The organism is Pandoraea norimbergensis, from assembly GCF_001465545.3.
Classification (GTDB): Bacteria; Pseudomonadota; Gammaproteobacteria; order Burkholderiales; family Burkholderiaceae; genus Pandoraea; species Pandoraea norimbergensis.
In genome coordinates, this window is sequence record NZ_CP013480.3 from 4,668,277 (window position 1) to 4,692,735 (window position 24,459).

Sequence of the window (24,459 nt, forward strand, 5' to 3'; positions counted from 1 at the left end):
CTCTGCATCCGCCCCCCCCGCCAACATGGACCGTACGCCCGACCTCGCCCCCGCGCTGAAACTGGCACAACGTGTCGACGACATCGCGCCGTTCCACGTCATGGAGCTTGCCAAACAAGCCGCCCTGCGTGAAAAGGCCGGACACGACGTCATCCACATGGGCATTGGCGAGCCCGATTTCACCGCGCCCGAACAAGTGATCGAGGCCGCGGCGAAGGCGATGCGAGACGGCCGCACCCAATACACCAGCGCGATGGGCTTACCCGCGCTGCGCGAAGCCATCTCCGATTACTACCGTAGTTACTACGGGGTTGAGGTCGATCCGTCGCGCATCGTCGTGACGGCGGGGGCTTCTGCGGCACTCGTGCTCGCTTGTGCGGCACTGGTCGGTGTGGGTGACGAAGTGCTGATGCCCGACCCGTGCTACCCGTGCAACCGGCACTTCGTGTCGACGTTCGACGGCAAGCCGGTGTTGATTCCGTCCGGCCCTGCCGAGCGTTTCCAACTGACCGCCGAGCGTATCGAATCGCACTGGGGCCCGGCGACACGGGGGGTGTTGCTGGCTTCGCCGTCAAACCCGACCGGCACGTCCATCGAAACCGCCGAGCTGGGCCGCATCGTCAAATCGGTGCGGGCGCGCGGTGGCTTTACGCTGGTCGACGAGATTTATCAGGGGCTGAGTTACGACGGCAAACCCACCACGGCACTGAGCTTTGGCGATGACGTGCTGGTGGTGAGCAGCTTCTCGAAGTATTTCAATATGACGGGCTGGCGTCTGGGTTGGCTGGTTGTGCCACCCTCGCTGGTGCCGACGTTCGAAAAGCTCTCGCAGAATTTGTTCATCTGCCCGTCGGCGGTTGCACAGCATGCGGCGATCGCCTGCTTCCGCCCCGACACGATGGCGATTTACGAAGCGCGTAAGGATGCCTTTCGCAATCGCCGCGATTACGTGGTGCCGGCACTTGAGCGACTCGGCTTCAAGGTGCCCGTCATGCCGGACGGCGCGTTTTACGTCTACGCCGACTGTTCGGGCGTGCAGCATCCGGACGCTGGGGACAGCGACCGCCTCACGCAAGCACTGCTGCAACAGGCGGATGTCGTTCTGGTGCCGGGACTGGACTTCGGTTTTGCCGAACCCCGCAAGTACATCCGGCTGTCGTACGCCACGTCGCTCGAAAAGCTGCGCGAGGCCATGGGCCGTATCGAACGGGTCTTCACTGGCGGCTGATGTAAAGCTCACCCTAAGGCTCACCAAAAACAAAAAACCCATCGAATCGCTTCGATGGGTTTTTTGTTGGTCCGCGTCACCCTTCTATATAGAGAGCGCTGCGTTCCGGGCGGCGATGCACTGGCCAGCGTGCATCAGCGCGGCAATTCGCTCAGGCTGCCGTGCTGTCATCCGCTTCGAGCGGCTTGGCAGCGGCGGCCTTGCCGGTTGCCGACACGTTCGGTGCCGGTGCCGATTCCGCGGCCGACTCATCAGCCTTGCCTGCCGAGACCGGCTTGGTCACAGGCTTTGCAGCGCTGACGATCACCGGCGCTTGCGGCGCGTTCGGCGAGATCTTACGGCCCATGGCCACACCACGCAGACGATCACGCTCGGCGAGTACCTTCGCACCGTAGCCGCCGTCGCCCGCACTGGTCGAGCCGACATACAGACGCAGACCACCGGCCAGCGAACCACCACGTGCGATGCATTCCTTCAGAATCAGCGCGCCGACCTTGATGTTGGCGAGCGGATGCAGCGCCGCTTCCGGACCGCCGAAGTATTCCAGCTTGTCCTGATGCACCTTCGACATGACCTGCATGAGGCCTTGAGCGCCAACGGTGCTTTCGGCATACGGGTTGAAACCCGATTCGATCGCCATGACCGCCAGCAACAGCAGCGGGTCGAGACCCACTTCCTTGCCTGTCGTATAAGCGGCGCGCACGAGGTTACCCGTCACGTCGCCGGCCACACGATAACGGCGGGCCAGATAATCGCCCACGGCGACTTGTTCGCGCGTGTCAAGCACCTTACCGGCACGGGCATCGGCTGCCACGCGCTGGTTCGGGATATAGGCAGCGAGAACGGCTGCCGAGGGCACGTGTTGTGCGGCTTGCGCCATCATCGTGGCGTCGGAGGGCATGCCCTGCGCCACGGTGCTGCCGTTTGCACCGCCGTGATTGGCCGCATTGGCCGTTCCGGTGGCTGCTTCGATCAGCGGACCGACACGCGACGCCAGATCGGCGCGCCACGTCGGTCGGGCCCACAACGCGAGCGTACCGACCACGGCGACAAGACCGACAGCGCTGGACGTATACAGTCCAACACGACCGCCATGCCACGCGAGGCGACGCCAATCGCGGCGAGCCGCGGCTACCGTTGCCACGCCACGCGCTTGCAGCGCACGGACAGCGGCCAGTAGCCAGGGTGATAAACCAGACTTCTTCATACTGCGTACTCCGGTTACGCCGTCACCACGGGGTGGTCCCGCGGCGTAAGGAAACGAGCCGGGATGCCCGCCAGGCATTCCGTGAAGCGCTCATTTACGGCATAGGGAAAAAGGCGGTGCATCGTGTTTGTCATCAACGATGCCACTACCGCCGCAGCGCGCCGACCTGTTCGGTCCCCGGCGCTGACGAGCTATCGCTCGCGCTGCTTCCTAAAACACTGGTTTCCCGACCTCGGTGAGAAAACCAGCCACTGAAAATCCACGTCGATGTTGTAGTTGTCGCTAAGCTCGATCGGGTTGGCCTACCCGTCATCGAAGCCGCCTTTCTGGATTCAACGGGCGGATTGTAGCAGCGATATATAATCCGTCAATACTATGAATTAGAAAAATCATTACTAAAAGTAATTTGTAACAGGTGTTTTGCCGTGTCGTTTCAGGCCTCCGAACGGTAGAATGGCCCGCACTAGCCTGCGTTTACGGGGCAAAAACCCGCCCTTCCACGAATTCGAACGGTCGTTTTCAGCGCCTGTATGAATTCCGTAAAAATTTTTTGGTAACCGTTTGTTTCATGAAATATCTCGATCTTCGTGACTTCACCACGCAACTGGAGCGATCCGGGCAGCTTCGTCGTGTAGACGTGCCTGTCTCGCCGGTGCTGGAGATGACGGCGCTGGCCGATCGCGTACTGAAGGCGGGCGGCCCCGCGCTCTGGTTCGAGCGGCCGACCGGTTACGACATGCCCGTGCTCGCCAACTTGTTTGGCACCCCTGAACGAGTGGCACTCGGCATGGGCGTCGAAAAAGGGGAAAACGCACTGGGCTCGCTGCGCGAACTCGGTCAGCTTCTTTCGACACTCAAGGAACCCGAACCGCCTCGTGGCCTGAAAGACGCGGGTAAATTGCTCAGCATGGCCAAAGCCGTTTGGGATATGGCACCGAAAGAAGTCAGCAGTCCGGTGTCGCAGGAGATCGTCTGGGAAGGCAACGACGTGGATCTCTCGCGCTTGCCGATTCAGACTTGCTGGCCCGGCGACGCCGCGCCCCTTATTACTTGGGGGCTCGTCATTACCAAGGGCCCGCACCGCAAGCGCCAGAATCTGGGCATCTACCGTCAGCAGGTCATCAGCCGCAATCAGGTCATCATGCGCTGGCTCGCGCATCGTGGCGGCGCGCTCGACTTCCGTGAGTTTGCGCAGGCGAACCCCGGCAAGCCGTTCCCGATTGCCGTGGCACTGGGCGCCGACCCGGCCACCATGCTCGGCGCGGTTACGCCCGTGCCCGATACGCTCTCTGAGTATCAATTCGCCGGTCTGCTGCGCGGCAGCCGCACGGAGTTGGGCAAGTGTCTGACCCCGGGGCTCGAGTCGCTGCGCGTGCCGGCCCGCGCCGAGATCGTACTCGAAGGCTTTATCTATCCGTCGGATCAGCCGCCCGAAGTGCCGAAGGGTGCCCCGCCGCCACCCTCACGCGGCGCGACCGCCGGTTACGCGCACGCGCTCGAAGGGCCTTACGGCGATCACACCGGCTATTACAACGAGCAGGAGTGGTTTCCGGTGTTCACCATCGAGCGCATCACGATGCGCCGCAACGCCGTCTACCACTCGACCTACACCGGCAAACCGCCCGACGAACCCGCTGTGCTGGGCGTCGCGCTCAATGAAGTGTTCGTGCCGCTGCTGCAAAAACAGTTTCCGGAGATCACCGACTTCTATCTGCCGCCCGAAGGTTGCAGCTACCGCATGGCGATCGTGCAGATGAAGAAGGCCTACGCCGGTCACGCCAAGCGGGTGATGTTCGGTGTATGGAGCTTCCTGCGCCAGTTCATGTATACGAAGTTCATCGTCGTGGTCGATGAGGACGTCGATATCCGCGACTGGAAGGAAGTGATCTGGGCGATCACGACGCGCGTCGACCCGACTCGCGACACCACGCTCGTGGATCAAACCCCCATCGACTATCTCGACTTCGCCTCGCCGGTGGCCGGTCTGGGTTCCAAGATGGGCATCGACGCCACCAACAAGTGGCCGGGTGAAACTTCCCGCGAGTGGGGGCGTCCCATCGAAATGACCGCAGACGTCGACGCTCGGATGGCCACGCTATATAAAGACCTCGGCCTGTAAGCCCCACTGACTCCAGGTCACTCGCGCCGTCACAAAGCGCGAGCGACATTGGAGTCAGCTCGCACCCGATGTATTGACGTACTGACGCACCGACAAGCCGTATCCGTTTCCGTCCCCGAGCAGCGCCCCTGTCTATATATAGACAGCGCTGCCGGATATCGAGAGGAGAGCTATCGTGTCGCACCCCCCGCAGTCCCCCCATCAGAAGCACCCCGCCCTCAGCCGCCTGAAAGACCCCGGCCTGCTCAAGTCCGACGCCTACATCGACGGTGCCTGGACCCCTGCCGACTCTCACGCCACCTTCGCCGTTGCCGACCCGGCCACCGATGCCGAAATCGCCCATGTGGCCGATCTCGGCGCCAAGGAAACCGAGCGGGCCCTCGTCGCCGCCGAAACCGCCCTGCCCGACTGGCGCAGCAAGACCGGCAAAGAGCGCGCCCGCATCATGCGCCGCTGGTTCGAGTTGATCATGCAGGCGCAGGACGACCTCGGCGCCATCATGACCGCCGAGCAAGGCAAGCCGCTGGCCGAAGCCAAGGGCGAAGTCGCCTACGGGGCGTCGTTCATCGAGTGGTTTGCCGAAGAGGCCAAGCGCGTGAACGGCGACGTGCTCAGCTCGCCCGAAGGCGGCAAGCGCATGTTCGTCATCAAGCAGCCCATCGGTGTGTGCGTCTCGATCACACCGTGGAACTTCCCCATCGCGATGATCACGCGCAAGATCGCCCCAGCCATTGCCGCCGGGTGCACGATCGTGGTCAAGCCAGCCCGGCTCACCCCGCTCTCGGCATTGGCACTTGCCGAACTGGCCGAGCGCGCCGGACTGCCCAAGGGCGTATTCAACGTCGTGACGTCGAAACACTCCGGCGACGTGGGCGATGTGCTCACCGCCAGCCCGCGCGTGCGTCACCTCTCATTTACCGGCTCAACTCCGGTCGGCGCCAAGTTGATGGAACAGTGCGCGCCCACAATCAAGAAAGTGGCCCTCGAACTGGGCGGCCTCGCGCCGTTCCTCGTCTTTGACGACGCCGACGTAGATGCCGCCGTCGAAGGCTGCATTGCCTCCAAATTCCGCAATGCCGGTCAGACCTGCGTCTGTGCGAACCGCATCTACGCGCAGGACGGTATCTACGACGCCTTCGTCGAGAAGCTCACCGCCGCCGTGGGCAAACTCCGCGTAGGTAATGGCTTCGAACCGGGCGTCGCCGTCGGCCCCCTGATCGAAGACGCCGCCGTCGAGAAGGTCGAGCGCCACGTCGCGGACGCCGTCAGCAAGGGCGGGCGCGTCACCATTGGCGGCAAAGTGCTGCACGGCCGCTTCTTCGCCCCGACCGTGGTGGCCGACGCCAGCGCCGACATGCTGGTCGCACAAGAAGAAACCTTCGGCCCGCTGGCCCCGGTGTTCCGGTTCAAGGACGAAGCCGACGGCATCCGCCTCGCCAACTCGACCGATTTCGGGTTGGCGTCGTACTTCTTCGCCCGTGACGTCGCTCGGGTCTGGCGGGTCGCGGAAGCACTCGAAGCCGGCATGGTCGGCATCAACACCGGACTGATCTCGAACGAAGTCGCACCTTTCGGGGGTGTCAAACAATCCGGTCTGGGGCGCGAGGGCTCGAAATACGGCATCGACGAGTACCTTGAAATGAAGTATCTGTGCCTCGCCTCGACGTGACCGCCATCCGACCCTTTAATACTTTGTAATAGGCGTTGTCCCGCTCTGAGAACCGCGCCATCGCTGGCTTGCACGCATTTCTGCGAAATGTCGTGCATCAGCCGGCAATGTCGAAAGTGTTACAAAGTCCCACAGATGGGCACGGCCTCGGGTAGAATCGCGCTTTTTTCGCGAACAGCGACTCCGACCCTCATTTCGCTCTGTGTAACGGCTTGCCTCCAATACACCTGCGGAATCCGCAAAATCGCCGCCGGAAACACGCCGGTGTGTGGCGAAGGGACAGAGCAGACTTCGCGAAGTCCGATCAACAGAAGTCACGTCCGGTAGCGCCGCCCCCCGCGTCGTCACGCCCTGTGATGACATCCGGCCTGCCGACGGTTTGTCCGCCCTCGCGTAACTCGCCAATCCGCCCTCATCGGGGCTGGCGTGTTGCTCCCCCCGGGCGTGGAGAAGACATCGAATGGATAACAACCCATCCCTCATGCGCAACATCGGGCCGTTCGCCCTGATGTTGACGGGTCTTGGCTCGATCATCGGCTCCGGCTGGTTGTTCGGTGCATGGAAGGCGGCGAAGATCGCCGGACCCGCAGCCCTTTTGGCGTGGATCATCGGCGCCGTCGTCATTCTGGCCATCGCCCTCACCTATGCCGAACTCGGCGCCATGTTCCCCGAATCGGGCGGCATGGTGCGTTACTCGCGTTACTCGCACGGCAGCCTCGTCGGCTTCATCGCGGCGTGGGCCAACTGGATCGCCATCGTCTCGGTCATTCCGATCGAAGCCGAGGCCTCGATCCAGTACATGAGCACGTGGCCGTACGACTGGGCGCACCAGTTGTTCGTCGACGGCACCCTCACCACCAGCGGCCTGTTGCTATCCGCCCTGCTCGTGATCGTGTATTTCATGCTGAATTACTGGGGCGTGAAACTGTTCGCCCGCGCCAACACGGCGATCACGCTGTTCAAGTTCGCGATTCCGGCGCTCACCATTGCCGGTCTGATCATCGCTGGCTTCCATCCGGGCAACTTCAACATTGCCGAGCATGGCGGCTTTGCCCCGAACGGCATGTCGGCCGTGCTCACCGCCGTGGCCACCTCGGGCATCGTGTTCGCGTTCAACGGTTTCCAGAGCCCGGTGAATCTGGCCGGTGAAGCGCGCGACCCCGGTCGCAGCATTCCCTTCGCCGTGGTCGGCTCGATCCTGCTCGCGACCGTCATCTATCTGTTGCTGCAAGTCGCCTACATCGGCGCGCTCTCGCCCGAGCAGCTCAAAGGCGGCTGGCACATGGTGAGCTTCAGCTCGCCGTTCGCCGAACTGGCGATTGCGCTGGGTCTGAACTGGCTGGCGATCGTGCTCTATTTCGACGCCTTCCTGAGCCCGAGCGGCACCGGCACCACGTACATGGCCACCACCAGCCGCATGATCTATGCGATGGAGCGCAACCGCACGATGCCCGCGATCTTCGGGCGCGTGCATCCGCTCTATGGCGTGCCGCGTCCGGCGATGTGGTTCAACCTCGCCATCTCGTTCGTGTTCATGTTCTTCTTCCGCGGCTGGGATACGCTGGCCGCCGTGATTTCAGTCGCTACCGTGATCTCGTACCTGACGGGCCCGATCAGCGTGATGGCCCTGCGCCAAGCAGCGCCGGAGCTGCATCGTCCGCTGCGCCTGCCGGGCCTGTCGCTCATCGCGCCGTTCGCGTTCGTGTGCGCGTCGCTGATTCTGTACTGGGCCCGCTGGCCGCTGACCGGCGAAATCATCGTGTTGGTGGTGGTCGCCCTGCCGGTGTACTTCTACTATCAGGCGAAAGACAAGTGGAAGGGCTTCGGTCACGACCTCAAGGCGTCGTGGTGGCTGATTGGATATCTGCCGATGATGGCGCTGCTCTCGTATATCGGCAGCAAGGAATTCGGTGGCCTGGGCGTGCTGCCTTACGGCTGGGACATGGTCATTGTCGGCGCACTCTCGCTGGCGTTCTACCACTGGGGTGTGCGCTCGGGCTGGCGCACGCCGTATCTGGACGAAGAACGTGAGCAGGACGCCGCGAGCATGGACGGCATGCCGGCGCTGTCACATTGAGACACTGAGGCACTGAGGCACTGAGGCATTGATGCCCCAAAGAAAAAGCCCGCCACACCGGCGGGCTTTTTTTCGTCTTGCGATCTACTGCACTCTCACCGATGCGCACGCCGCCGTTCGATAAACAGGCTGTTGCCGAGCGCACGCTTGGCCATTTTCTTCGCATCGGCCGCGGCGGCCGAGACCTCCACGTGCGACGGAAAACTCTCCGGCGTGACCGCCACCACACCGATCGACAGACTCGTGATCGGATGAAAGATCACCATGCCGCGCCGGTCTTCCGCCTCAAAGCCACCTGCTGCGATCTGGTCCGGATGGAAGTATTCCGTCACCGCCTCCCCAAATCGCGTGAGGGCTTCGCGGCAACGCGCCTCCCAGTCGGGGCTGCGGAACAGGATCAGAAAATCGTCGCCGCCAATGTGCCCGAGAAAATCGCGCTCGGGGTTACGCACCGCCATCAACACGCGCGCCACCAGTTGAATCAGATCGTCGCCGCGCCGGTAACCGAACACGTCATTGAACGGCTTGAAGTTATCCAGATCGACATAGCAGGCGTGAAACGACTGACGCTCGCCGATCATGCGATCCATATAGTCGTCGATCGGCACATTGCCCGGCAGCAGCGTCAGCGGATTCGCGTAACGCGCCGCGTCGAGCTGCATGTCGGTGATATGCCGCATGAGCGCATGCCCCTGTGCGACACCAAAGTAACGCCCCTGATCGGTCACGATGAACCCGGCCGTAATTTGCCGGCTGGCTCCCTCGGCGATCATGCGGCTCAGGTCTTCCACGCGCGCGGCTTTGTCGAATGTGAGCGGGCGCGGCTCCATCACCGCCGAACACGGCTTGCGCCCGTACAACTCGCGCGTGAACGGCCGCGCAAACCGGCCGATCAACGACGCCCGGCCGATCAAGCCCACCGCGCGGTCGCGCTCCACCACCGGCAGCACTTCCAGCGCAGGATCGCTCTCGAAACGCGCCACCACGTCTTCGCTGCGCGTGTCCGGCGACACCGGCGCGACGTACGACGCAATGCGCTCCAGCGTCACGTTGCCCGCACCGAGCTGGCTCGGTTGCTGATGCACATACGCGCGCCGCTCGTTCACGACCTCCTGCACACTCGTCGTGATCGCGCGCTGCGGCTGCGCTTCCGGGCGTGCGATGAAATAGCCTTGACCGAGAAAAATACCGAGATCGCGCACCACCTGAAGCTCTTCGGCGTGCTCGATCCCTTCGGCAATCACGCGCGTACCGCTCGTCTCCGCGATCTGCCGCATGGAGCGCACGAACTGAAGCTTGACCGTGTCGCTGTCGATGCCGTCGACGAAATGCCGGTCGATCTTGACGTAATCGGGGCGCAGTTCCGACCACAGCCGCAAGCTCGCGTAGCCCTCGCCCATATCGTCCAGCGCCACTTCGAACCCGAGCGCCCGATACGCCGTGAGCGACGCCCGCGTGCTGGCGATATCGAGAGTCGGAGCATGTTCGGTGAGTTCGAGCACCACGCGCTCTGGCGGCAGACGGAACGATTGCAGCATGGCAAACGTTTCATCCAGCCCCAGCGACTCGGTCACACCACCGCCCGGCTGGGCCCGCGTCACCGGCCCGATGTTCAGAAACAGCCGCTCGGGCAGATCCTGATCGACGAACCCGCGCAGCACCGTGCGGCGGCACGCCAGTTCGAGCGGACCGCTCAACCCGTGGCGACGGGCCGCAGCAAACAGCGCGAGCGGCGAGTGAATCGCCGTACCGGCCGGGCCGCGCACCAACCCTTCGTAACCGGCAATGCCGGACGTGCGAAAGTCAATAATCGGTTGGAACACGCACGTGAGGCCGATGCCCTCGCACAACTGCGCGAGCAACACGCTCTCGTCGGGTTCGTCGAATTGGGAGAGGGAAGCGAGGGCCGCAGCGGAAGCCGATGTGGCAGAGGCCGTGGGAAGTGCTTCGTGCGATGCCGCAGGGGCGCCGAAGCGCTCCGACGGACGAATCGCTACAGGCGGGGGACGGTTCAACTGGTACTCCGTAAGTCGGTGCGGTGCGCGAGCGTCATGCCAACAGCATTGCGTCGTGCGGGCATGCCGCCTCGTGCGCGCGTGCGCCCCGAGGGCGAGATGGTGCGCCATGCAGCGCCCTCGCCCGGTCCCCGTGCTTCGCTTGCGGTAGCTGCTCTCAGGCCCATGTCCGCGTCTTGTGACGGCGCCCTCGGGCACCCTCTTTTACTTGCTGCACAGGCTATCGCCGTTATTTGACAAAACCATGACAGTGTCAGAATCGCCACACACGCGCCGCCGGCATTTTGACTGTCAGATGACCGCTCGACTCGCCTTCGTCCAGACGAAAAAAAACGGCAGCGCCGTGAAGCGCTGCCGTTCCGGGAGATCGCGTTAGCGTCTGCCGACTGTATGCCGACTTGCCAAACTTACCAAGCCGTTACCACCGAGCCGCCAAACTTCTGCTCGATGAACGCCTTCACTTCCGGCGAGTGGTACGACTTGATCAACTGGGCCACCCACGGCTTGTCCTTGTCGGCCGCGCGCACGACGAGCACGTTGGCGTACGGGCCATTCGCATCTTCGATGGCGATGGCGTCACGCTTCGGGTTCAGACCGGCTTCCATGGCGAAGTTGGTGTTGATGACGGCCACGTCCACGTCGTCGAGCGAGCGCGGCAGTTGAGCGGCATCCAGTTCCACGAACTTCAGCTTCTTCGGGTTCTCGATCACGTCGATCGGCGTCGCCTTCAGGCCGGCGTCGGCGCGCAGCTTGATCAGACCGTTCTTTTGCAGCAGCAGCAAGGCGCGGCCACCGTTGGTCGGGTCGTTCGGCAGCGACACCTTGGCGCCGGCCTTCAGGTCGGCCAGCGACTTGATCTTCTTCGAGTACACGCCCATCGGGAAGATCACGGTCTTGGCGATCGACACGAGCTTGTAGCCACGGTCCTTCACCTGTGCGTCGAGATACGGCTGGTGCTGGTAGCTGTTCACGTCGAGATCGCCCGACGACAGCGCGGCATTCGGCTGCACGTAGTCGCTGAATTCGATGACCTTGAGATTGAGGCCGTTCTTGGCGGCGACCTTCTTCACTTCATCGAAAATCTGCGCGTGCGGGCCACCCGTCACACCGACCTTCAGGTTGACGGCATCGGCGGCAGCGGCCGGTGCGGCGAATTGCGTGGCGAACACCGTGGCGGCACCTACACCGGCCAGCAGTTTGAAAATCGTACGACGTTGCATGAGAAAAACCCCCGCGTGTAAGTGCCGGCTCGCCGGCGACGATGTTATTCCGAAAACAGAATGGATTACTTGTGGCTCAGGCGGCGCACCAGCCAGTCCCCGAACGTCTGCACCAGTTGCACGAAGACGATCAGGATCAGCACCACCGTTATCATCACTTCGGGCAGGAAGCGTTGATAACCGTAACGAATCCCCAGATCGCCCAGCCCGCCGCCGCCGATGGCACCGGCCATGGCCGAGTAGCCGACGAGGCTCACGAACGTGATGGTCAGACCAGCGACGATACCGGGCAGCGCCTCGGGCAACAGCACCTTCATGACGATCTGGCCCGTGGTCGCGCCCATCGATTGGGCAGCTTCGATCAGGCCGCGGTCGACTTCACGCAGGGCCGTCTCGACCAGACGCGCCACAAACGGCGCGGCGGCGATGGTCAGTGGCACCACGGCGGCCATCGTCCCGATCGACGAGCCGACGATCAGGCGCGTGAACGGGATGACGGCGACCAGCAAGATGATGAACGGCGTGGAACGCACGGCATTCACGAGAATGCCGACGATGCGATTGGTCGGCAGGTTCTGCAACACGCCATTGCGATCGGTCAGATACAGCAGCACGCCCAGCGGCACACCGACCACCGCACCGATCAGGCCGGAGATCCCGACCATGATGATCGTCTCCCAGAACGACGAGACGAACAGATCGAACATTTCACTCCACATGGCTCATCTCCTCGACAACGACGCCTTGACTGGCGAGGAACGCCATGGCTTCGGCCACACGGGCCGGGGTACCGCCGGCCATCACGGCGAGCGATCCGAAAGCCTGCCCCTGGATCTCGTCGATCTGGCCATGCAGGATATTGAAATCGAGTTCGTAGCGGCGAATCGCTTCCGAGAGCAGCGGCTGATCCACCCCGGCACCCGAGAAGGCCAACCGGTACAGGTGATCGTGCCCGTTGCCGATGCGCGAAGCGATGCGCTCGCGCACGCCTGCCGGCAATTCCTGAGCGATCACGTCGCCGATCATGGCGCGCGTGACTTCGTGACGCGGACGCAGGAACACGTCGATCACGCGGCCCTGTTCCACCACACGGCCGGCGTCGAGCACGGCCAGGCGATCGCACACCTGCTTGATCACTTCCATCTGGTGGGTAATCAGCACGATGGTCAGACCGAGCTCACGGTTGATGCGCTTGAGCAGGTCGAGAATCGAGCGCGTGGTCTCCGGGTCGAGCGCCGACGTGGCTTCGTCGGAGAGCAGCACCTGCGGTTCGCTCGCGAGCGCCCGGGCAATGCCCACGCGCTGCTTCTGACCGCCGGAAATCTGCGCCGGGTAACGATCCTTCTGCGCCGTCAGTCCCACCAGTTCGAGCAGCGGCAGCACCTTCGCGCGAATTTCGTCAGCGGACAGGCCGGCCAGCTCCAGCGGCAGCGCGACGTTGTCGTACACCGTGCGCGAGCTGAGCAGGTTGAAATGCTGGAAGATCATGCCGATACGGCGGCGCGCTTTGCGCAACTCGTCCGACGAGAGGGCAGTGAGATCCTGCCCGTCCACGCGAACGCTGCCGTCGCTCGGACGGTTGAGCAGGTTGATCACACGCACGAGCGTGCTCTTGCCGGCGCCGCTTCGGCCGATGATGCCGAAAACTTCGCCGCGCTCGATCGACAGGCTGATATTGGAGAGCGCGTCGATCGGCCCCTTGGGCCCAGCGAAGCGCTGGGTAATGTTCTGGAGTTCGATCATGCAAAAAAATAGCAGCTCACTGCCGAAACTACCCGCAGTGCGCCGCCGTTGACCCGGTATTTAGCGCAAAGGCGATATTTTAGCCCATGCACCTAAATAGTTGAAAATAATAAAATTCGATCCCTTTATATTGGAATTCGAGGGTAGTCCGGGAAAGGTCCGCCGCTCAGGCCTGCCGGCCGGTCGCGAAATCGTCGAGTACCTCGATCACGCGGTCGAATTCGAGCGATTTGTCGAAAAAATACTGTACGCCAAGCTGCTGGCAACGCTTGCGATACGTCGCCAGCGCGTAATTCGTGAGCACGATGGCCATCAGGTGAGGCAACAGGCCGGCGTCATGCAGGTAGGACAGCACGTCCATGCCTGAGCCGCGCCGCAGTTGGATATCGACGATCACCGCGTCGAACGAATCCTCCTTAAGCGTGCGAACCGCGTCATCTGCGGTTTCCGCAACCCCTGCCACCTCAAGCATCCCGGTCGAACCGAGTGCTTCGGACAGGCTCTCGCGAATGACCGCCGAGTCTTCGATCAACAGCACCTTAAGGGGAGAGCGGGACCCCGTCAGCGTTGTCGCTTTCCCGGTTGACATAACTGCCTCTCATCAACTGATCAGGCCGTTCTTGAGCGCGTAAAGCGTCAGATCGGCATTGGTTTTCAAATGCATCTTTTCGAGCACGCGCGCGCGATACGTGCTCACGGTCTTCACTGACAAATGCAGTTCCTCCGCGATCTCGGTGGGCGTACGGCCCTGCGCGAGCTTGCAGAACACCTGAAACTCGCGCTCGGAGAGCTGCTCGTGCATTGGCTCGTCAATCGGTTGATCGAGCTTCTGTGCGAGCAGATCGGCGGTAATTTCACTGACATAGCGGTGGCCGCGCGCCACCGTGCGGATCGCCCGAATGATCTCCTCGGGCGCCGCATCCTTCATCAGATAGCCGTTAGCACCGGCGCGCAGCAGATTGACCGCGTACTGCGCTTCCGGATACGTCGACAGGAACAGCACCCCCTGCTGCGGACGCAACTGCTTGATCACACGCAGGGTGTCGATGCCGTTCTTGTCAGGCATGGCGATATCCAACAGCACGACATCGAACGCCGTATCGCGTACGGCACGAATCACTTCGTCGCCGCTCGCAGCCTCGCCCAACACTTCCATGTCCGACTCGTCCGCGATGAACTGCTTGAAGCCGGTGCGAACGATGGCGTGATCGTCGGCAATCAGGATTTTTATTGTCAGTGACATCTAAGCTCCAGAGACTGTCCCCATCGGTCCGGTCGCTACCCTTCGGCGCGTTGGCCATGACCTTCACTCCCGGTCGAGCAGGTCGCGCATATCGTCGGCGTGCTCTTCCTCGACAGCCAGAATTTCCTCGAGCATACGCCGCGTCGTGGTATCCCGGTCGCCCAAATAATGAATCATCTCGCGGTAACTCTCAATCGCGATGCGTTCCGCGACGAGATTTTCGCGAATCATTTCGCGCAGGTTCTTCCCGGCGACATATTCGGCATGGCTGCGCGCCGACAGGCTGTCCGGCGCGAAATCGGGCTCGCCGCCCAGTTGCACGATACGCGTCGCAATGCGGTCCGCGTGGTCTTGCTCCTGAGCAGCGTGCTCGGCAAATTCGGCGGCAACCGGCTCGGCGTGGATGCCGGTGGCCATGAAATGGTGGCGCTTGTAGCGCAGCACGCACACCAGTTCGGTGGCGAGCGCGTCGTTGAGCATATGCACGACAGCGTCGCGATCCGCGCGATAGTCTTCCGTCACCGCACCATCGTCCAGATGCTCGCGGGCACGCTCACGCAGGGCACGGACATCGATTTCGAAGTCCTCGCCGGCGTGAGCGCTATGACCGTTGCCCTTGATAGTGGGCTTGCCTTGCGTCTTGGCGTGTTGCTTGGCGTGCTTGGCGGTATGCATGAGCGAATTCTCCTGCGAGTGTTTTGTGGGGAAAGGCAGGCCGCGCCCGGGAGCCGGTCGTCAAATCACGATCAGACGATCAGTCTCCCGGCGCCGGCCGTGCCCGGCTATCGTCGGACCACGCCGAACAGCAGCGTGACCAAAAAGATCACGAGGAAGATGAAGAACAGAATCTTGGCGATTTCGGCGGCGCCGGCGGCAATACCGGTGAAGCCGAACACTGCGGCGATCAGCGCGATCACGAAAAACACGACGGCGTAGTGAAGCATCGCTAGCTCCTTGCAAAAATGACGGCCCAGACCAGCATTGACAGCGTTGGTAACTTATTCGGGCCGCCTGGGCCCCCTCGACGGGTGGCCCGGGCGGCACCGGCTAGTCGACGATCTTCTTGGCGACGGTCAGACCGAGCAGCAGGAAGATCACGAACAACACCAGGAACAGTACGAAGAGGATCTTGGCGACCCCAGCCGCACCGGCGGCGATCCCTGTAAAGCCCAGCAGGCCCGCCACGATCGAGATCAGTGCGAACAACAAAGCCCACTTCAACATAGCGTTCTCCTTGTTTTACCCTTCACTTCCCTGAGGCTTGCGTGTGCTCCGCGGCGCTTCGCCTGGCCATGCGTGGTGTCTTCTCGACTGGCGTACATGGCATGCAAAACGTTCGGCGCTGAATGTATGGTAGAAAAACAGCGCCGCCGAGAATGCCCGGGTGGCGCTGGTTTTTGCGTAGGAATTGGCTGACATTTCGCGCTATCGGGTGATTTTCGACTTATGATCGAAGCGCCCCCTACCCTCCATTGGCCCTTCAATGCCCCGTTTGTTCACGTCCTGGTTGCGTCGCCGAAGCTGGATCATTGCCATGATCGCCGCGATCGTGATCACGGTCGGGAGCCTGATCGGGCTGGAGTCGGCGCACCGGCGGCTGGCCTCGACGTACGAGGCTGCCCTGCAAGCGATGACCGCCGCCAACGAGCTCAACGAGATCATGGCGCGCACCTCGACGGTGGTGTCGAGCCAGCGCGGTTATCTGCTCACGAACAACCCGATCTATCTCGATCCGTACCTCTCGGCGGTGCGTCGCATTCGCGATCTGGCCGCGCTCGTCATCCAGCATTACGAAGATGTGCACGATGCGCAGGCGGCGCGCGAATTCGCCGACGTGATGACGCTGTTCTCGCAGCGCATTACCGCCATGGAAACCGCACGCGCTGCCGTGCGGCAGGGCGAAATGAATCTCGAAGAAGCGCTCGCCCCGAACAATCTCGGCATCGGCACGATGGAGCCCGTACAGAACGCCATCACCGATCTGTACAACCGCGAACTCGCTCGTGCACGCACTGCGCAGGACGACGGCCGTTTCGATCAGGCCATCTCCGCCGTCAGTGCAGGCGCACTCTCGGTGCTGACGATTCTGCTGTTCATCCTGCTGTTCCGCACGCTTGGGCGGCAGATGCGTCAGGAGCAACTCGCCCGCGACCAATTGCATGAACAACAGGCGCACCTCGACCGCCTCGTGCGCGAGCGCACCGAGCAACTCGACGAGTTGGCCACACACTTGCAGAACGTGAGCGAAGACGAGAAGACGCGGCTCTCGCGCGAGTTGCACGACGAGCTGGGCGCGATCCTTACTGCGTGCAAGATGGACGTCACGTGGGCGCACCACAAGCTGCGCAACACCGACACCGTCATCGCCGAAAAGCTCGCGCGTGCGCAACGCAATCTCGACTCGGGCATTCAAATCAAGCGCCGTATCATCGAGAATCTGCGCCCCACGGTGTTGATCAATTTCGGTCTCGTGACCGCCCTGCGCTCGCTCGCGGAAGAAGCGGCCGATCAGCAGCACTGGCAGCTCGATCTCGATCTGCCCGAAGAAGATTTCGCCCTGCCGGAAGCCACGGCCATTGCGCTATTCCGCGTGGCACAGGAAGCGCTGACGAATGCGGGCAAATATGCTCGCGCGACGACGATTCGTGTGGCGCTCGCCTGCGACGACCAGCGGGTGCGCCTCGAAGTCATCGACAACGGCATCGGTCTTACGCCGGACCAGTTCAACAAGCCCAAGACGCATGGCCTGTTCGGCATGCGTCAGCGCGTCTCGGCGCGCGGCGGGCGCATCGATATCCACTCGCTGCCGGAGCGAATCGGCACCGAGATTCAGGTCGTCATGCCGCTGTGCAACCCGGCCGAGGCGCTCGACATGACCGACCCGGGCAATGTGATTTATGGCGCGGATGGCGCCAATCGCACCGACGCCACCGACGCCACCGAATCCACCGATTCCACCCATTCCACCGCACCGGCATCTCCTGCCGTCCCGTCCGATCAAACCGCGCAGGCCACCCGGCCCGACGCCACGCCGCCCTCCCCCGTGGGAATGCGCTGACAGCGCTACCCGACTCCGCCTACAGCGCGACGCTGGTCTCGCTGACAGCGCGAACGATTGGCACTCCCTACCATGGAATCAACCGCCGCCACACCGGGCGGCAACTGCGGCGACGGCGCACCAGCGCCATCGCATGACGCAGTCAGTACCACGGAGTACCCAATCCCAACCGGAAAGGAGTTGTTATGAACTCGGATCAGATCAAGGGCAAGTGGAATCAACTGAAGGGCGAAGCCAAGAAGCAGTGGGGCAAGGTGACCGATGACGATCTGCTCAAGATCGAAGGCAACCGCGACAAGTTCGTGGGCGTAATCCAGGAACGCTACGGCAAGGAAAAGGCCGAGGCGGAACGTGAAGTCGACACCTGGAACAAGGACCACAAGCTCTGGTAAGCACCACGGTAGCGTCCGTCGGGAGGCGGACGCGCCGGCAGGGGTCGAGCGCCACAGAGCGCTTCCCCGGCACCCTTGTTAGCCCCCTTGGCCACTATCGCCGCCGCTATCGCTATCTCTCAAGGAGAACTCAAATGAAACGACTGATCGCCATCGCTCTGCTCTCCGGCTTCGCGCTGGGTCTTGCTGGCTGCAACACCGTCCATGGTGCGGGTACGGACATCGAAAAGGGTGGTGAAGCCATCCAGGGTGCCGCCGACCGCAACAAGTAACGGCTAGCGAAGACAACGAAGCCCACGAAGACATCAACTATCTGCTCGTTCACTGGAGGACTTTGACATGCAACACCGACTCGCTCTGAACTGGCTGACCTGTGCCGTGCTGGCCGCAAGCGCCTTTGGCGCTGCCTCGGCCAGCGCCGCCGACGCCGCCACCAAAGACCGCTACGACGCCGCGCAGAAATCTGCCGAGGCCGACTACAAGGCATCGGTCGCGCGTTGCGAAGACCTGAAGGACAACGCCAAGAAGGTCTGTGTCGAGAACGCCAAGGGCAACGAGAAGGTTGCCAAGGCCAATGCCGAAGCCGACTACAAGAACACGCCGAAGGCGCGCTATGACGCGGCAGTCGCGAAGGCCGATGCCGACTACAGCGTCGCCAAGCTGCGCTGCGACGACAAGAAGGGCAACGAGAAGGATGTCTGCGCGAAGGATGCCGACGCCGCCAAGACCAAGGCCTATGGCGACGCCAAAGTGATGCGCACGAGCCGCGAGTCGTCTAAGGACACCGCGACGGCGCGTCAGGATGCCAACGCCGACGCGAACAAGGCGCAGTACAAGGCCGCCGTGGAGCGTTGCGACAGCATGACGGGCAACAGCAAGGATGCCTGCGTGGCCGACGCCAAGGTGCGCTTCAATCAATAAACAAGACGTAGCAAAGACGTTGACGACAGCAGTACCCGAACCCGCGGCGGTGCCGCGCCCGGTTTAGCAGGGGAGGAGAGGTGTCTCGGCAGGCGCGCGGTGCCACCCGCGGTACCACCGTGATCCACAGGGACAGCACGCCCGGCAATGAGAGACACCGACGGCAGGCGGATGTCGCGCAAGCGGCATCCGCCGCTGTTTTTGCACCACAGCGCGCAGACGGCCATGTAAATGAATGTAACAAGTGCCGCGCCGCTGTCACCCGTTTCGCGCATCCACGACCACCGCTGTCGTCAACCGAAACGAGCGCAAACCGTTGATTCTGAATAGAATGGGTGCGTGATTCACACGTTTGGCGGCCGCTTTTCCACGCCCGAACGTTCCCCACCCCGTGCGAATGCGCATACTTTGCAACAATTGCGCAGCACCCGCGTTTCGGAACTTCAGTAAAGTTAAGCCAAGGAATCTGACAAACCCAAGGTGCCGGCGGGCACCCGGCGAGTCGGCCGGCATGGTGCCGTCCGGGCGCTGTTCTCAGTACGCTGCCAAGTCCGCAGGAGAAATATCATGAAAGCCAAGTTTGCCGCCCTTGCCATCGCCGGCGTCGCGCTCGCCGCGGGTGCGATCGGAACTGCGCAGGCACACGTCTCGGTGGGCATCGGCATCGGTGTGCCGCTCGTCGTCCCGGGCCCGGTCTACGCACCGCCGCCCGTCTACGTGGCACCGCCCCCGCCCGTCTATGTGGCCCCTGCGCCCGCCTACTATGGCCCGCCGCCGGTTTATGTCGCCCCGGCACCGGTGTACTACGGCCGCCCCTACTACGGACGCCCCTACGGCTACGGTCGCGGTTACTGGCGTCATGGCCAGTGGTACGGCTATTGATCCGGCCTCAATCGAATGATGAATGAGGGCAACGGGCGCATGATCTGATGCCCTCGTTTAATAAAAAACGCGCCACCGATGCTTTCGTCGGTGGCGCGTTTTTTTATGGGCACAGGGCAATAAGCCCACTGCGTCTGCGTGACTACGCCCTTACGCGATCATGCGATCACGCCATCACACGATAAGCAATCCGGAAGCCACCCCAGTGACGCCCATTCACATAGATGGGGGCAGACGCATCCTTCATCACCACGAACTCGCCTCCGCCCATATCGCGCCGATACGTTTGCAACAGCAGCGGTTTCGTGTTGCTCCCTGCCGCCGCCCCCGTGCGGTCATTGAACAGTCGACGGTTGCGGCAATGCGCCGCATTCCAAACCGGATCGTTGGTCGGCGCCTGCGAGAACTTGCGGTTATGCGTCGGCAGGTAGCCGTTCTCGTCGACGGCGGCGCAAAAGGCGATGCGCTCGCTCAGTGAGAGCAACGGCTCCTGAATCGTCGGCAGCGTTTCGTCGGTAAAGCGCGTGAAGCGCGCCATCAACTGCTGTGGATTCGACCCCGGAATCGGTTCGTAGCGACGATCGAACAACTCCTGCTCGCTGATCTTGCCCTTCGCGAGCGCCGCCTCGAAGGTCTCGCCCACTTGCTTCGCGGCACGTCGCACGGCGCGGATGAATGGCGTGTCTTCCGTTTCCACATCCGCCTCGGCGATCAGGCCGATCAGGTGCTCCGATACCGAGAGCAGCCCGTTAATCCGTTCGCGTGCGTTTTCGACATGCTCGGCGGAATGCGCGACACCATCGGCCATTTCATCGACGTGCGCAACGAGCGTGCTGCATTCGTTCTCGATGGCCTCGCTTGCCTGCACGATCTGCCCGGCCTGACGGTCGAACGTGTCGAGCGCGGTACCCGCCGTCTCGATCACGCTCGCGATGGCTCGTGTACCTTCGCGCGCTTCGTTCGCACGGGCCACATTGGTGTTGCTCTCGCGCATCAGCCGCTGAGTGCGCTCGGCCAGTGCGGCGAGGGTTTGTTCGATTTGCTGAGTGGCTTCTGAGGTCTTGCTGGCCAGTTGTTTGACTTCGGTGGCCACCACCGCAAAGCTGCGCCCCGCGACACCGGCGCGGGCGGCTTCGATCGCGGCATTGAGGGCGAGAAGATTGGTCTGGCGCGCAATGACCGAGATGCCTTCGGCCACCTTGCCCACGTGTTCGAGCGCGTCGCGCAGACCGGCAATTTCACCGGCCATGCCCGACACGCCCTCGACCAGCCCGTGAATGGAAGCCAGAGACGCGTCGGCGGTGCCACGCGACGCCGCAATCTCGGCGCTCGCCCGATCGGCGATGTCGCGGGCTTCGCGCGCGGCGGCCGCAATCTGCTGATTCCCTTCGCTGGTGTCGGCGGCAGCGCGCTGAAGTTCCTGAAACACTTCGGCCTGCCGTTTGATGCGCACGGCGATTTCGTCGACGTTACCGGCGATATCGCACAGCTCGATGCCAAGGGTGCCGGCACTGTCGGCCACCTCGCTCATGATTGTGACGGTCTGCGCGGCTGCCCCGCGGCGCGTGAATAGCCCCATCGTCGTCTCCTCGCATCTCTGATCTGATTTTTATGGCGAAGGTGCGCGCCTGCCGGTCCGGCGTGCGCGCCCTGCGCTGATGTGTCGAAAAGTATAACGGGAGAAAAAATGGCCGACTTGAGGGTTTCCTCGCTTCGCACAAGCCCGCCCGCGACGCTGTCGCAGCCGGCTTGCGGGCCCTGCCCCGCGTGTTTTCCGCACCTTATGGGGGCACCCTCTCATGCACGCCTTACGCGGGACTTACTGCGGGGGTTCAAAGTCCGTCAGGGATTGCGATAGCGCAAGCTTCAGCGCGTCCCCCAATGCGACGGCGAGCGCGCCGGCATCGCGGCGGCGCAGCAACGCGACTTCGCACACGGCGTGCGGGTCGTCGAGCGTCACCCGGCAGACGCCGGCACCGGCCATGGCGGCCAGACTTTCCGGCACGATGGCTACGCCAAAGCCCGCCTCGACCAGATTCATTTGGGCGATCTTGCGCGAGGTCGCCGCCGCCGCGCGGGGAAAGAACCCGTGCTGCTGGCACAACTGCGCCACCCGGTAGCTCAGGCCGCCGCGCTCGCGATGGGGAATTGAGACAAAGGGCTCGTCGCCAAGCGCCGCCACCGTTATCGACGTCTCACCGGCCAGCGGGTGTCCGCCCGGCACCAGCAATACCAGACGCTCGATGGCGATGCGCTCGCAGATCAGCGACGGCGCGGGGCGCAGCACCGGCAGGCGCACGAGCCCAAGATCGATGCGGCCAGCTTCAATTTCGTCTTGCTGTTGCTCGGACGACAACGTCGATATCTCGACACTGACTCCCGCATTGGCGGATAAATGCGCGTGCAATGCGGCAGGCAGTTCTCCCGCAAACGGCACCGAGGTGGAATGGGCGAGGCGCACTGAGCCCTGCTCGCCGCGCGCCACGCTGCGTGTAAGCGCTACCGACCCTTCAAGTTCGGTGAGCACGCGGCGCGCTTCGTCCACGAACGTGCGTCCGGCGGGCGTGAGCGTCACGCCCTTGGATGAGCGCTCCAGCAGCACCGCCTGCAATTCGCGTTCGAGTTCCGAGATCTGACGGCTCAGCGCCGACTGCGCGACAAACAGCCGTTCAGCGGCAGCGCTGAAGCCGCCCGCATCCACCACTTCGAGGAAATACCGCAACTGCCGCAGCGACACCATGGTCATGCCGTTTCGAGATCGAATATCGCCACATTCTATATTGGCGCGGTGCAGCACCCCGGCCCTATGCTGACGGAAAGCGCAGGCCTTCGCGGCCCCCTCCCCGATTACCCGCCACCCACCCTTTATGCCGTTCCCTCAGTTCGACACCTTCGCCGCTGCACTCCCCTCACTTCATGCGTGGCTGTTGATGAGCGCGGCGCTCGTCGTCGCCTACCTCATCTTCGGCATTGCAGGCTTTGGCACTGCGCTGGTCGCGAGCCCGGTGCTCGCTTACACCTTGCCGGTGGCGCAGATCGTGCCGATGCTCGCCCTGCTCGACTTCAGCGCCGCCTCGGGCAATGTGGTGCGCAACGCTCGCGCGGCCGACACGAGCGAATTGCGGCGCTTGCTACCGGCGATGCTCGTCGGCAGCCTCGCGGGCGCAGCGTTGCTGCTGCACCTTCGCCCGGAAACGCTGCTGCGCGCGCTCGCGTGGTTCGTGTGCGGCTATGCCGTCTTTGCGCTGATCGGCCCGCGCGCCAAATCGCGGCTCTCACAGCAGTGGGCGATCCCGTTCGGCACCGTGGGCGGCGTGTTCAGCGCGATGTTCGGCAGCGGCGGCTTCATTTATGCGATCTATCTGACCAGCCGGCTCGAACGCGTGGAGTCGATGCGCGTGACGCAGGCCACGCTCATCGGATTCAGCACGCTGGTGCGTGCCGTGTTGTTCCTGCTGGCGGGCGTCTATGCCGATCTGTCGATGCTGGTGACGACCGTCACGCTGGTGCCCGCGATGATGCTGGGCATGTGGCTGGGCAAACGGGTCACGCTGCATCTGTCGCGTGCGCAGTTCGTGAAAGTGGTGAATCTCGTGGTGCTCGCCGCTGGCGTGGCGCTATTGCTGCATAGCAAATAGTCTCTGCACCGCCGAGCAGAATCTCACGCAAGACAGCGCGCGCACGCGCTCATCGAAGGTATGCTGACGGCCTCTGCCCTCTTGCGTCCGATGTTGTCACCATGACCCTGCCCGCTCTGCTCGTCTTCGGCGAAGCCCTCACTGATCTGATTCGCCAGCCGCAGGGCGATGGCCGCCAGTGGGTGAGCCGTGCCGGTGGCGCTTGCTGGAACGTGGCACGCGTCACCGCCGCCATGGGCGTGGCAACCGGCTACGGCGGGGCCATCAGCACCCATTCGCCGTTTGGCACCGAATTGCTCGCCTTGTCTGAGGCGGCAGGTCTCGATGCCCGATTCGTGCAGGCCGTGGACCGTCCACCGCTACTCGCCGTCGTCCATCGACACGATCCCCCCGCCTACTTCTTCCTTGGCGAAGGGGCGGCCGATCTGGCCTTCGATCCGAATGCGCTGCCCGATGGCTGGCAAACGGCCGCCCGCGTGGCGCACTTCGGCTGCATCAGTCTCGTGCGGGAGCCACTCGCCAGCACCCTGCTCGATCTGGCCGAACAACTGCATGCGCGCGGCGTAGCCATCAGCTTCGATCCGAATCTGCGCAACCTGATGGGGCCGGAATACGTTGTGACGTTCACTCGCATGGCGCGCGTGGCCACTTGGCTCAAGTTGTCCATCGAGGATTTGCGCGCGTTGTATCCCTCGCAAGCCGACGACGCGGCATTGGCCGAGGTCCGCCGCGTCGCGCCACAAGCGACGTTATTGCTGACCGACGGCGAACACGGCATGCGCTTGCTCACCCCTGACGGCGTTGAACTCAGGCAACCGGCCTACCACGTGGCCGTGGCCGATACCGTAGGCGCGGGCGACGCCAGCATCGGCGGGTGGCTTGCCAGCCTGTCACGTCAGCCGGACGCGCCCCTTGCCACACACCTGCGCAACGCGGCGGCGGCCGCCGCACTGGCCTGCACCCGAACCGGTGCGCATGCGCCGACTTGGGACGACGTTCAAGCCCTAGTCGCGGCGCAACCCAGCCTCACCTGAGACGCCTCGCGCC

General features: G+C 63.1%; 23 protein-coding genes. 11 read left to right on the forward strand and 12 right to left on the reverse strand.

The features are described 5' to 3' along the window. Positions 1–25 precede the first annotated feature (25 nt). Entirely contained in the window at positions 26–1,228 is a 1,203-nt protein-coding gene (locus tag AT302_RS20335) for a pyridoxal phosphate-dependent aminotransferase (protein ID WP_058375572.1), read from the forward strand. Positions 1,229–1,379: 151 nt separating this feature from the next. Here the strand turns inward: AT302_RS20335 and AT302_RS20340 are convergent, their stop codons facing one another. Beyond that, complete coding sequence (locus tag AT302_RS20340) at positions 1,380–2,435, reverse strand: lytic transglycosylase domain-containing protein (RefSeq protein WP_058375573.1); 1,056 nt, start codon at positions 2,433–2,435, stop codon at positions 1,380–1,382. A 568-nt stretch (positions 2,436–3,003) separates the two neighbouring features. Here AT302_RS20340 and AT302_RS20345 point away from each other — a divergent pair. The 3 genes from AT302_RS20345 (at position 3,004) to AT302_RS20355 (ending at position 8,300) form a co-directional block, all read left to right on the forward strand. Then, positions 3,004–4,554, forward strand: a complete 1,551-nt coding sequence (locus tag AT302_RS20345; protein ID WP_058375574.1) for a UbiD family decarboxylase — start codon at positions 3,004–3,006, stop codon at positions 4,552–4,554. Positions 4,555–4,729: 175 nt separating this feature from the next. Beyond that, positions 4,730–6,223, forward strand: coding sequence for an NAD-dependent succinate-semialdehyde dehydrogenase (locus AT302_RS20350; RefSeq protein WP_058375575.1), 1,494 nt, complete (start codon positions 4,730–4,732; stop codon positions 6,221–6,223). A 460-nt stretch (positions 6,224–6,683) separates the two neighbouring features. Beyond that, complete coding sequence (locus AT302_RS20355) at positions 6,684–8,300, forward strand: APC family permease (RefSeq protein WP_058375576.1); 1,617 nt, start codon at positions 6,684–6,686, stop codon at positions 8,298–8,300. A 95-nt stretch (positions 8,301–8,395) separates the two neighbouring features. Here AT302_RS20355 and AT302_RS20360 read toward each other — a convergent pair whose 3' ends face one another. The 9 genes from AT302_RS20360 to AT302_RS20400 form a co-directional block, all read right to left on the reverse strand. Continuing rightward, on the reverse strand, positions 8,396–10,315 hold the full coding sequence (locus tag AT302_RS20360) for a GGDEF domain-containing protein (protein WP_058375577.1): 1,920 nt from the start codon (positions 10,313–10,315) through the stop codon (positions 8,396–8,398). A 407-nt stretch (positions 10,316–10,722) separates the two neighbouring features. Beyond that, on the reverse strand, positions 10,723–11,535 hold the full coding sequence (locus AT302_RS20365; RefSeq protein WP_058375578.1) for a MetQ/NlpA family ABC transporter substrate-binding protein: 813 nt from the start codon (positions 11,533–11,535) through the stop codon (positions 10,723–10,725). Between the two features lie 65 nt (positions 11,536–11,600). Beyond that, a complete protein-coding gene (locus tag AT302_RS20370; protein ID WP_058375579.1) occupies positions 11,601–12,254 on the reverse strand; it encodes a methionine ABC transporter permease in 654 nt (217 codons plus the stop codon). Beyond that, complete coding sequence (locus tag AT302_RS20375; protein WP_058375580.1) at positions 12,244–13,278, reverse strand: methionine ABC transporter ATP-binding protein; 1,035 nt, start codon at positions 13,276–13,278, stop codon at positions 12,244–12,246. Before AT302_RS20375 ends, AT302_RS20370 begins: the two co-directional genes overlap by 11 nt. A 166-nt stretch (positions 13,279–13,444) precedes the next feature. After that, positions 13,445–13,867: a response regulator gene (locus AT302_RS20380; RefSeq protein ID WP_058375581.1), complete on the reverse strand. Its 423-nt coding sequence runs from the start codon at positions 13,865–13,867 to the stop codon at positions 13,445–13,447. 12 nt (positions 13,868–13,879) lie between these two features. Beyond that, positions 13,880–14,521 (reverse strand): response regulator, encoded by a 642-nt coding sequence (locus AT302_RS20385; RefSeq protein WP_058375582.1) that lies wholly within the window; start codon positions 14,519–14,521, stop codon positions 13,880–13,882. A gap of 63 nt (positions 14,522–14,584) precedes the next feature. Next, a complete protein-coding gene (locus tag AT302_RS20390) occupies positions 14,585–15,196 on the reverse strand; it encodes a ferritin-like domain-containing protein (RefSeq protein WP_084656359.1) in 612 nt (203 codons plus the stop codon). 107 nt (positions 15,197–15,303) lie between these two features. Next, positions 15,304–15,465 carry a DUF1328 domain-containing protein gene (locus AT302_RS20395; RefSeq protein ID WP_039374862.1) on the reverse strand — a complete coding sequence of 54 codons (162 nt, stop codon included), beginning with the start codon at positions 15,463–15,465 and terminating at the stop codon, positions 15,304–15,306. Between the two features lie 103 nt (positions 15,466–15,568). Beyond that, a complete protein-coding gene (locus AT302_RS20400) occupies positions 15,569–15,745 on the reverse strand; it encodes a DUF1328 family protein (protein ID WP_064674981.1) in 177 nt (58 codons plus the stop codon). Between the two features lie 310 nt (positions 15,746–16,055). On the opposite strand from AT302_RS20400, the gene AT302_RS20405 reads away from it, so the two are divergent. The 5 genes from AT302_RS20405 to AT302_RS20420 all read left to right on the forward strand — a co-directional run bounded on the left by AT302_RS20405 (position 16,056) and on the right by AT302_RS20420 (position 19,774). Further along, entirely contained in the window at positions 16,056–17,579 is a 1,524-nt protein-coding gene (locus tag AT302_RS20405) for a sensor histidine kinase (RefSeq protein ID WP_058375583.1), read from the forward strand. Positions 17,580–17,764: 185 nt separating this feature from the next. Next, positions 17,765–17,971: a CsbD family protein gene (locus AT302_RS20410; protein ID WP_058375584.1), complete on the forward strand. Its 207-nt coding sequence runs from the start codon at positions 17,765–17,767 to the stop codon at positions 17,969–17,971. A 134-nt stretch (positions 17,972–18,105) separates the two neighbouring features. After that, on the forward strand, positions 18,106–18,243 hold the full coding sequence (locus AT302_RS27385) for an entericidin A/B family lipoprotein (RefSeq protein WP_084656361.1): 138 nt from the start codon (positions 18,106–18,108) through the stop codon (positions 18,241–18,243). Between the two features lie 67 nt (positions 18,244–18,310). Further along, on the forward strand, positions 18,311–18,892 hold the full coding sequence (locus AT302_RS20415) for a hypothetical protein (protein ID WP_058375585.1): 582 nt from the start codon (positions 18,311–18,313) through the stop codon (positions 18,890–18,892). A 567-nt stretch (positions 18,893–19,459) separates the two neighbouring features. Then, positions 19,460–19,774 (forward strand): hypothetical protein, encoded by a 315-nt coding sequence (locus tag AT302_RS20420; RefSeq protein ID WP_058375586.1) that lies wholly within the window; start codon positions 19,460–19,462, stop codon positions 19,772–19,774. A gap of 166 nt (positions 19,775–19,940) precedes the next feature. Here AT302_RS20420 and AT302_RS20425 read toward each other — a convergent pair whose 3' ends face one another. After that, on the reverse strand, positions 19,941–21,353 hold the full coding sequence (locus AT302_RS20425) for a methyl-accepting chemotaxis protein (protein ID WP_058375587.1): 1,413 nt from the start codon (positions 21,351–21,353) through the stop codon (positions 19,941–19,943). 240 nt (positions 21,354–21,593) lie between these two features. Next, positions 21,594–22,520, reverse strand: a complete 927-nt coding sequence (locus AT302_RS20430) for a LysR family transcriptional regulator (protein ID WP_237171977.1) — start codon at positions 22,518–22,520, stop codon at positions 21,594–21,596. A gap of 121 nt (positions 22,521–22,641) precedes the next feature. Here AT302_RS20430 and AT302_RS20435 point away from each other — a divergent pair, with 121 nt between their 5' ends. Both AT302_RS20435 and AT302_RS20440 read left to right on the forward strand, forming a co-directional pair. Continuing rightward, on the forward strand, positions 22,642–23,412 hold the full coding sequence (locus tag AT302_RS20435) for a sulfite exporter TauE/SafE family protein (RefSeq protein ID WP_058375588.1): 771 nt from the start codon (positions 22,642–22,644) through the stop codon (positions 23,410–23,412). 101 nt (positions 23,413–23,513) lie between these two features. Next, the gene (locus AT302_RS20440; protein WP_058375589.1) at positions 23,514–24,446 is read left to right on the forward strand and encodes a carbohydrate kinase family protein; all 933 of its coding nucleotides are present in this window, start codon (positions 23,514–23,516) and stop codon (positions 24,444–24,446) included. The last annotated feature ends 13 nt before the right edge of the window (positions 24,447–24,459 follow it).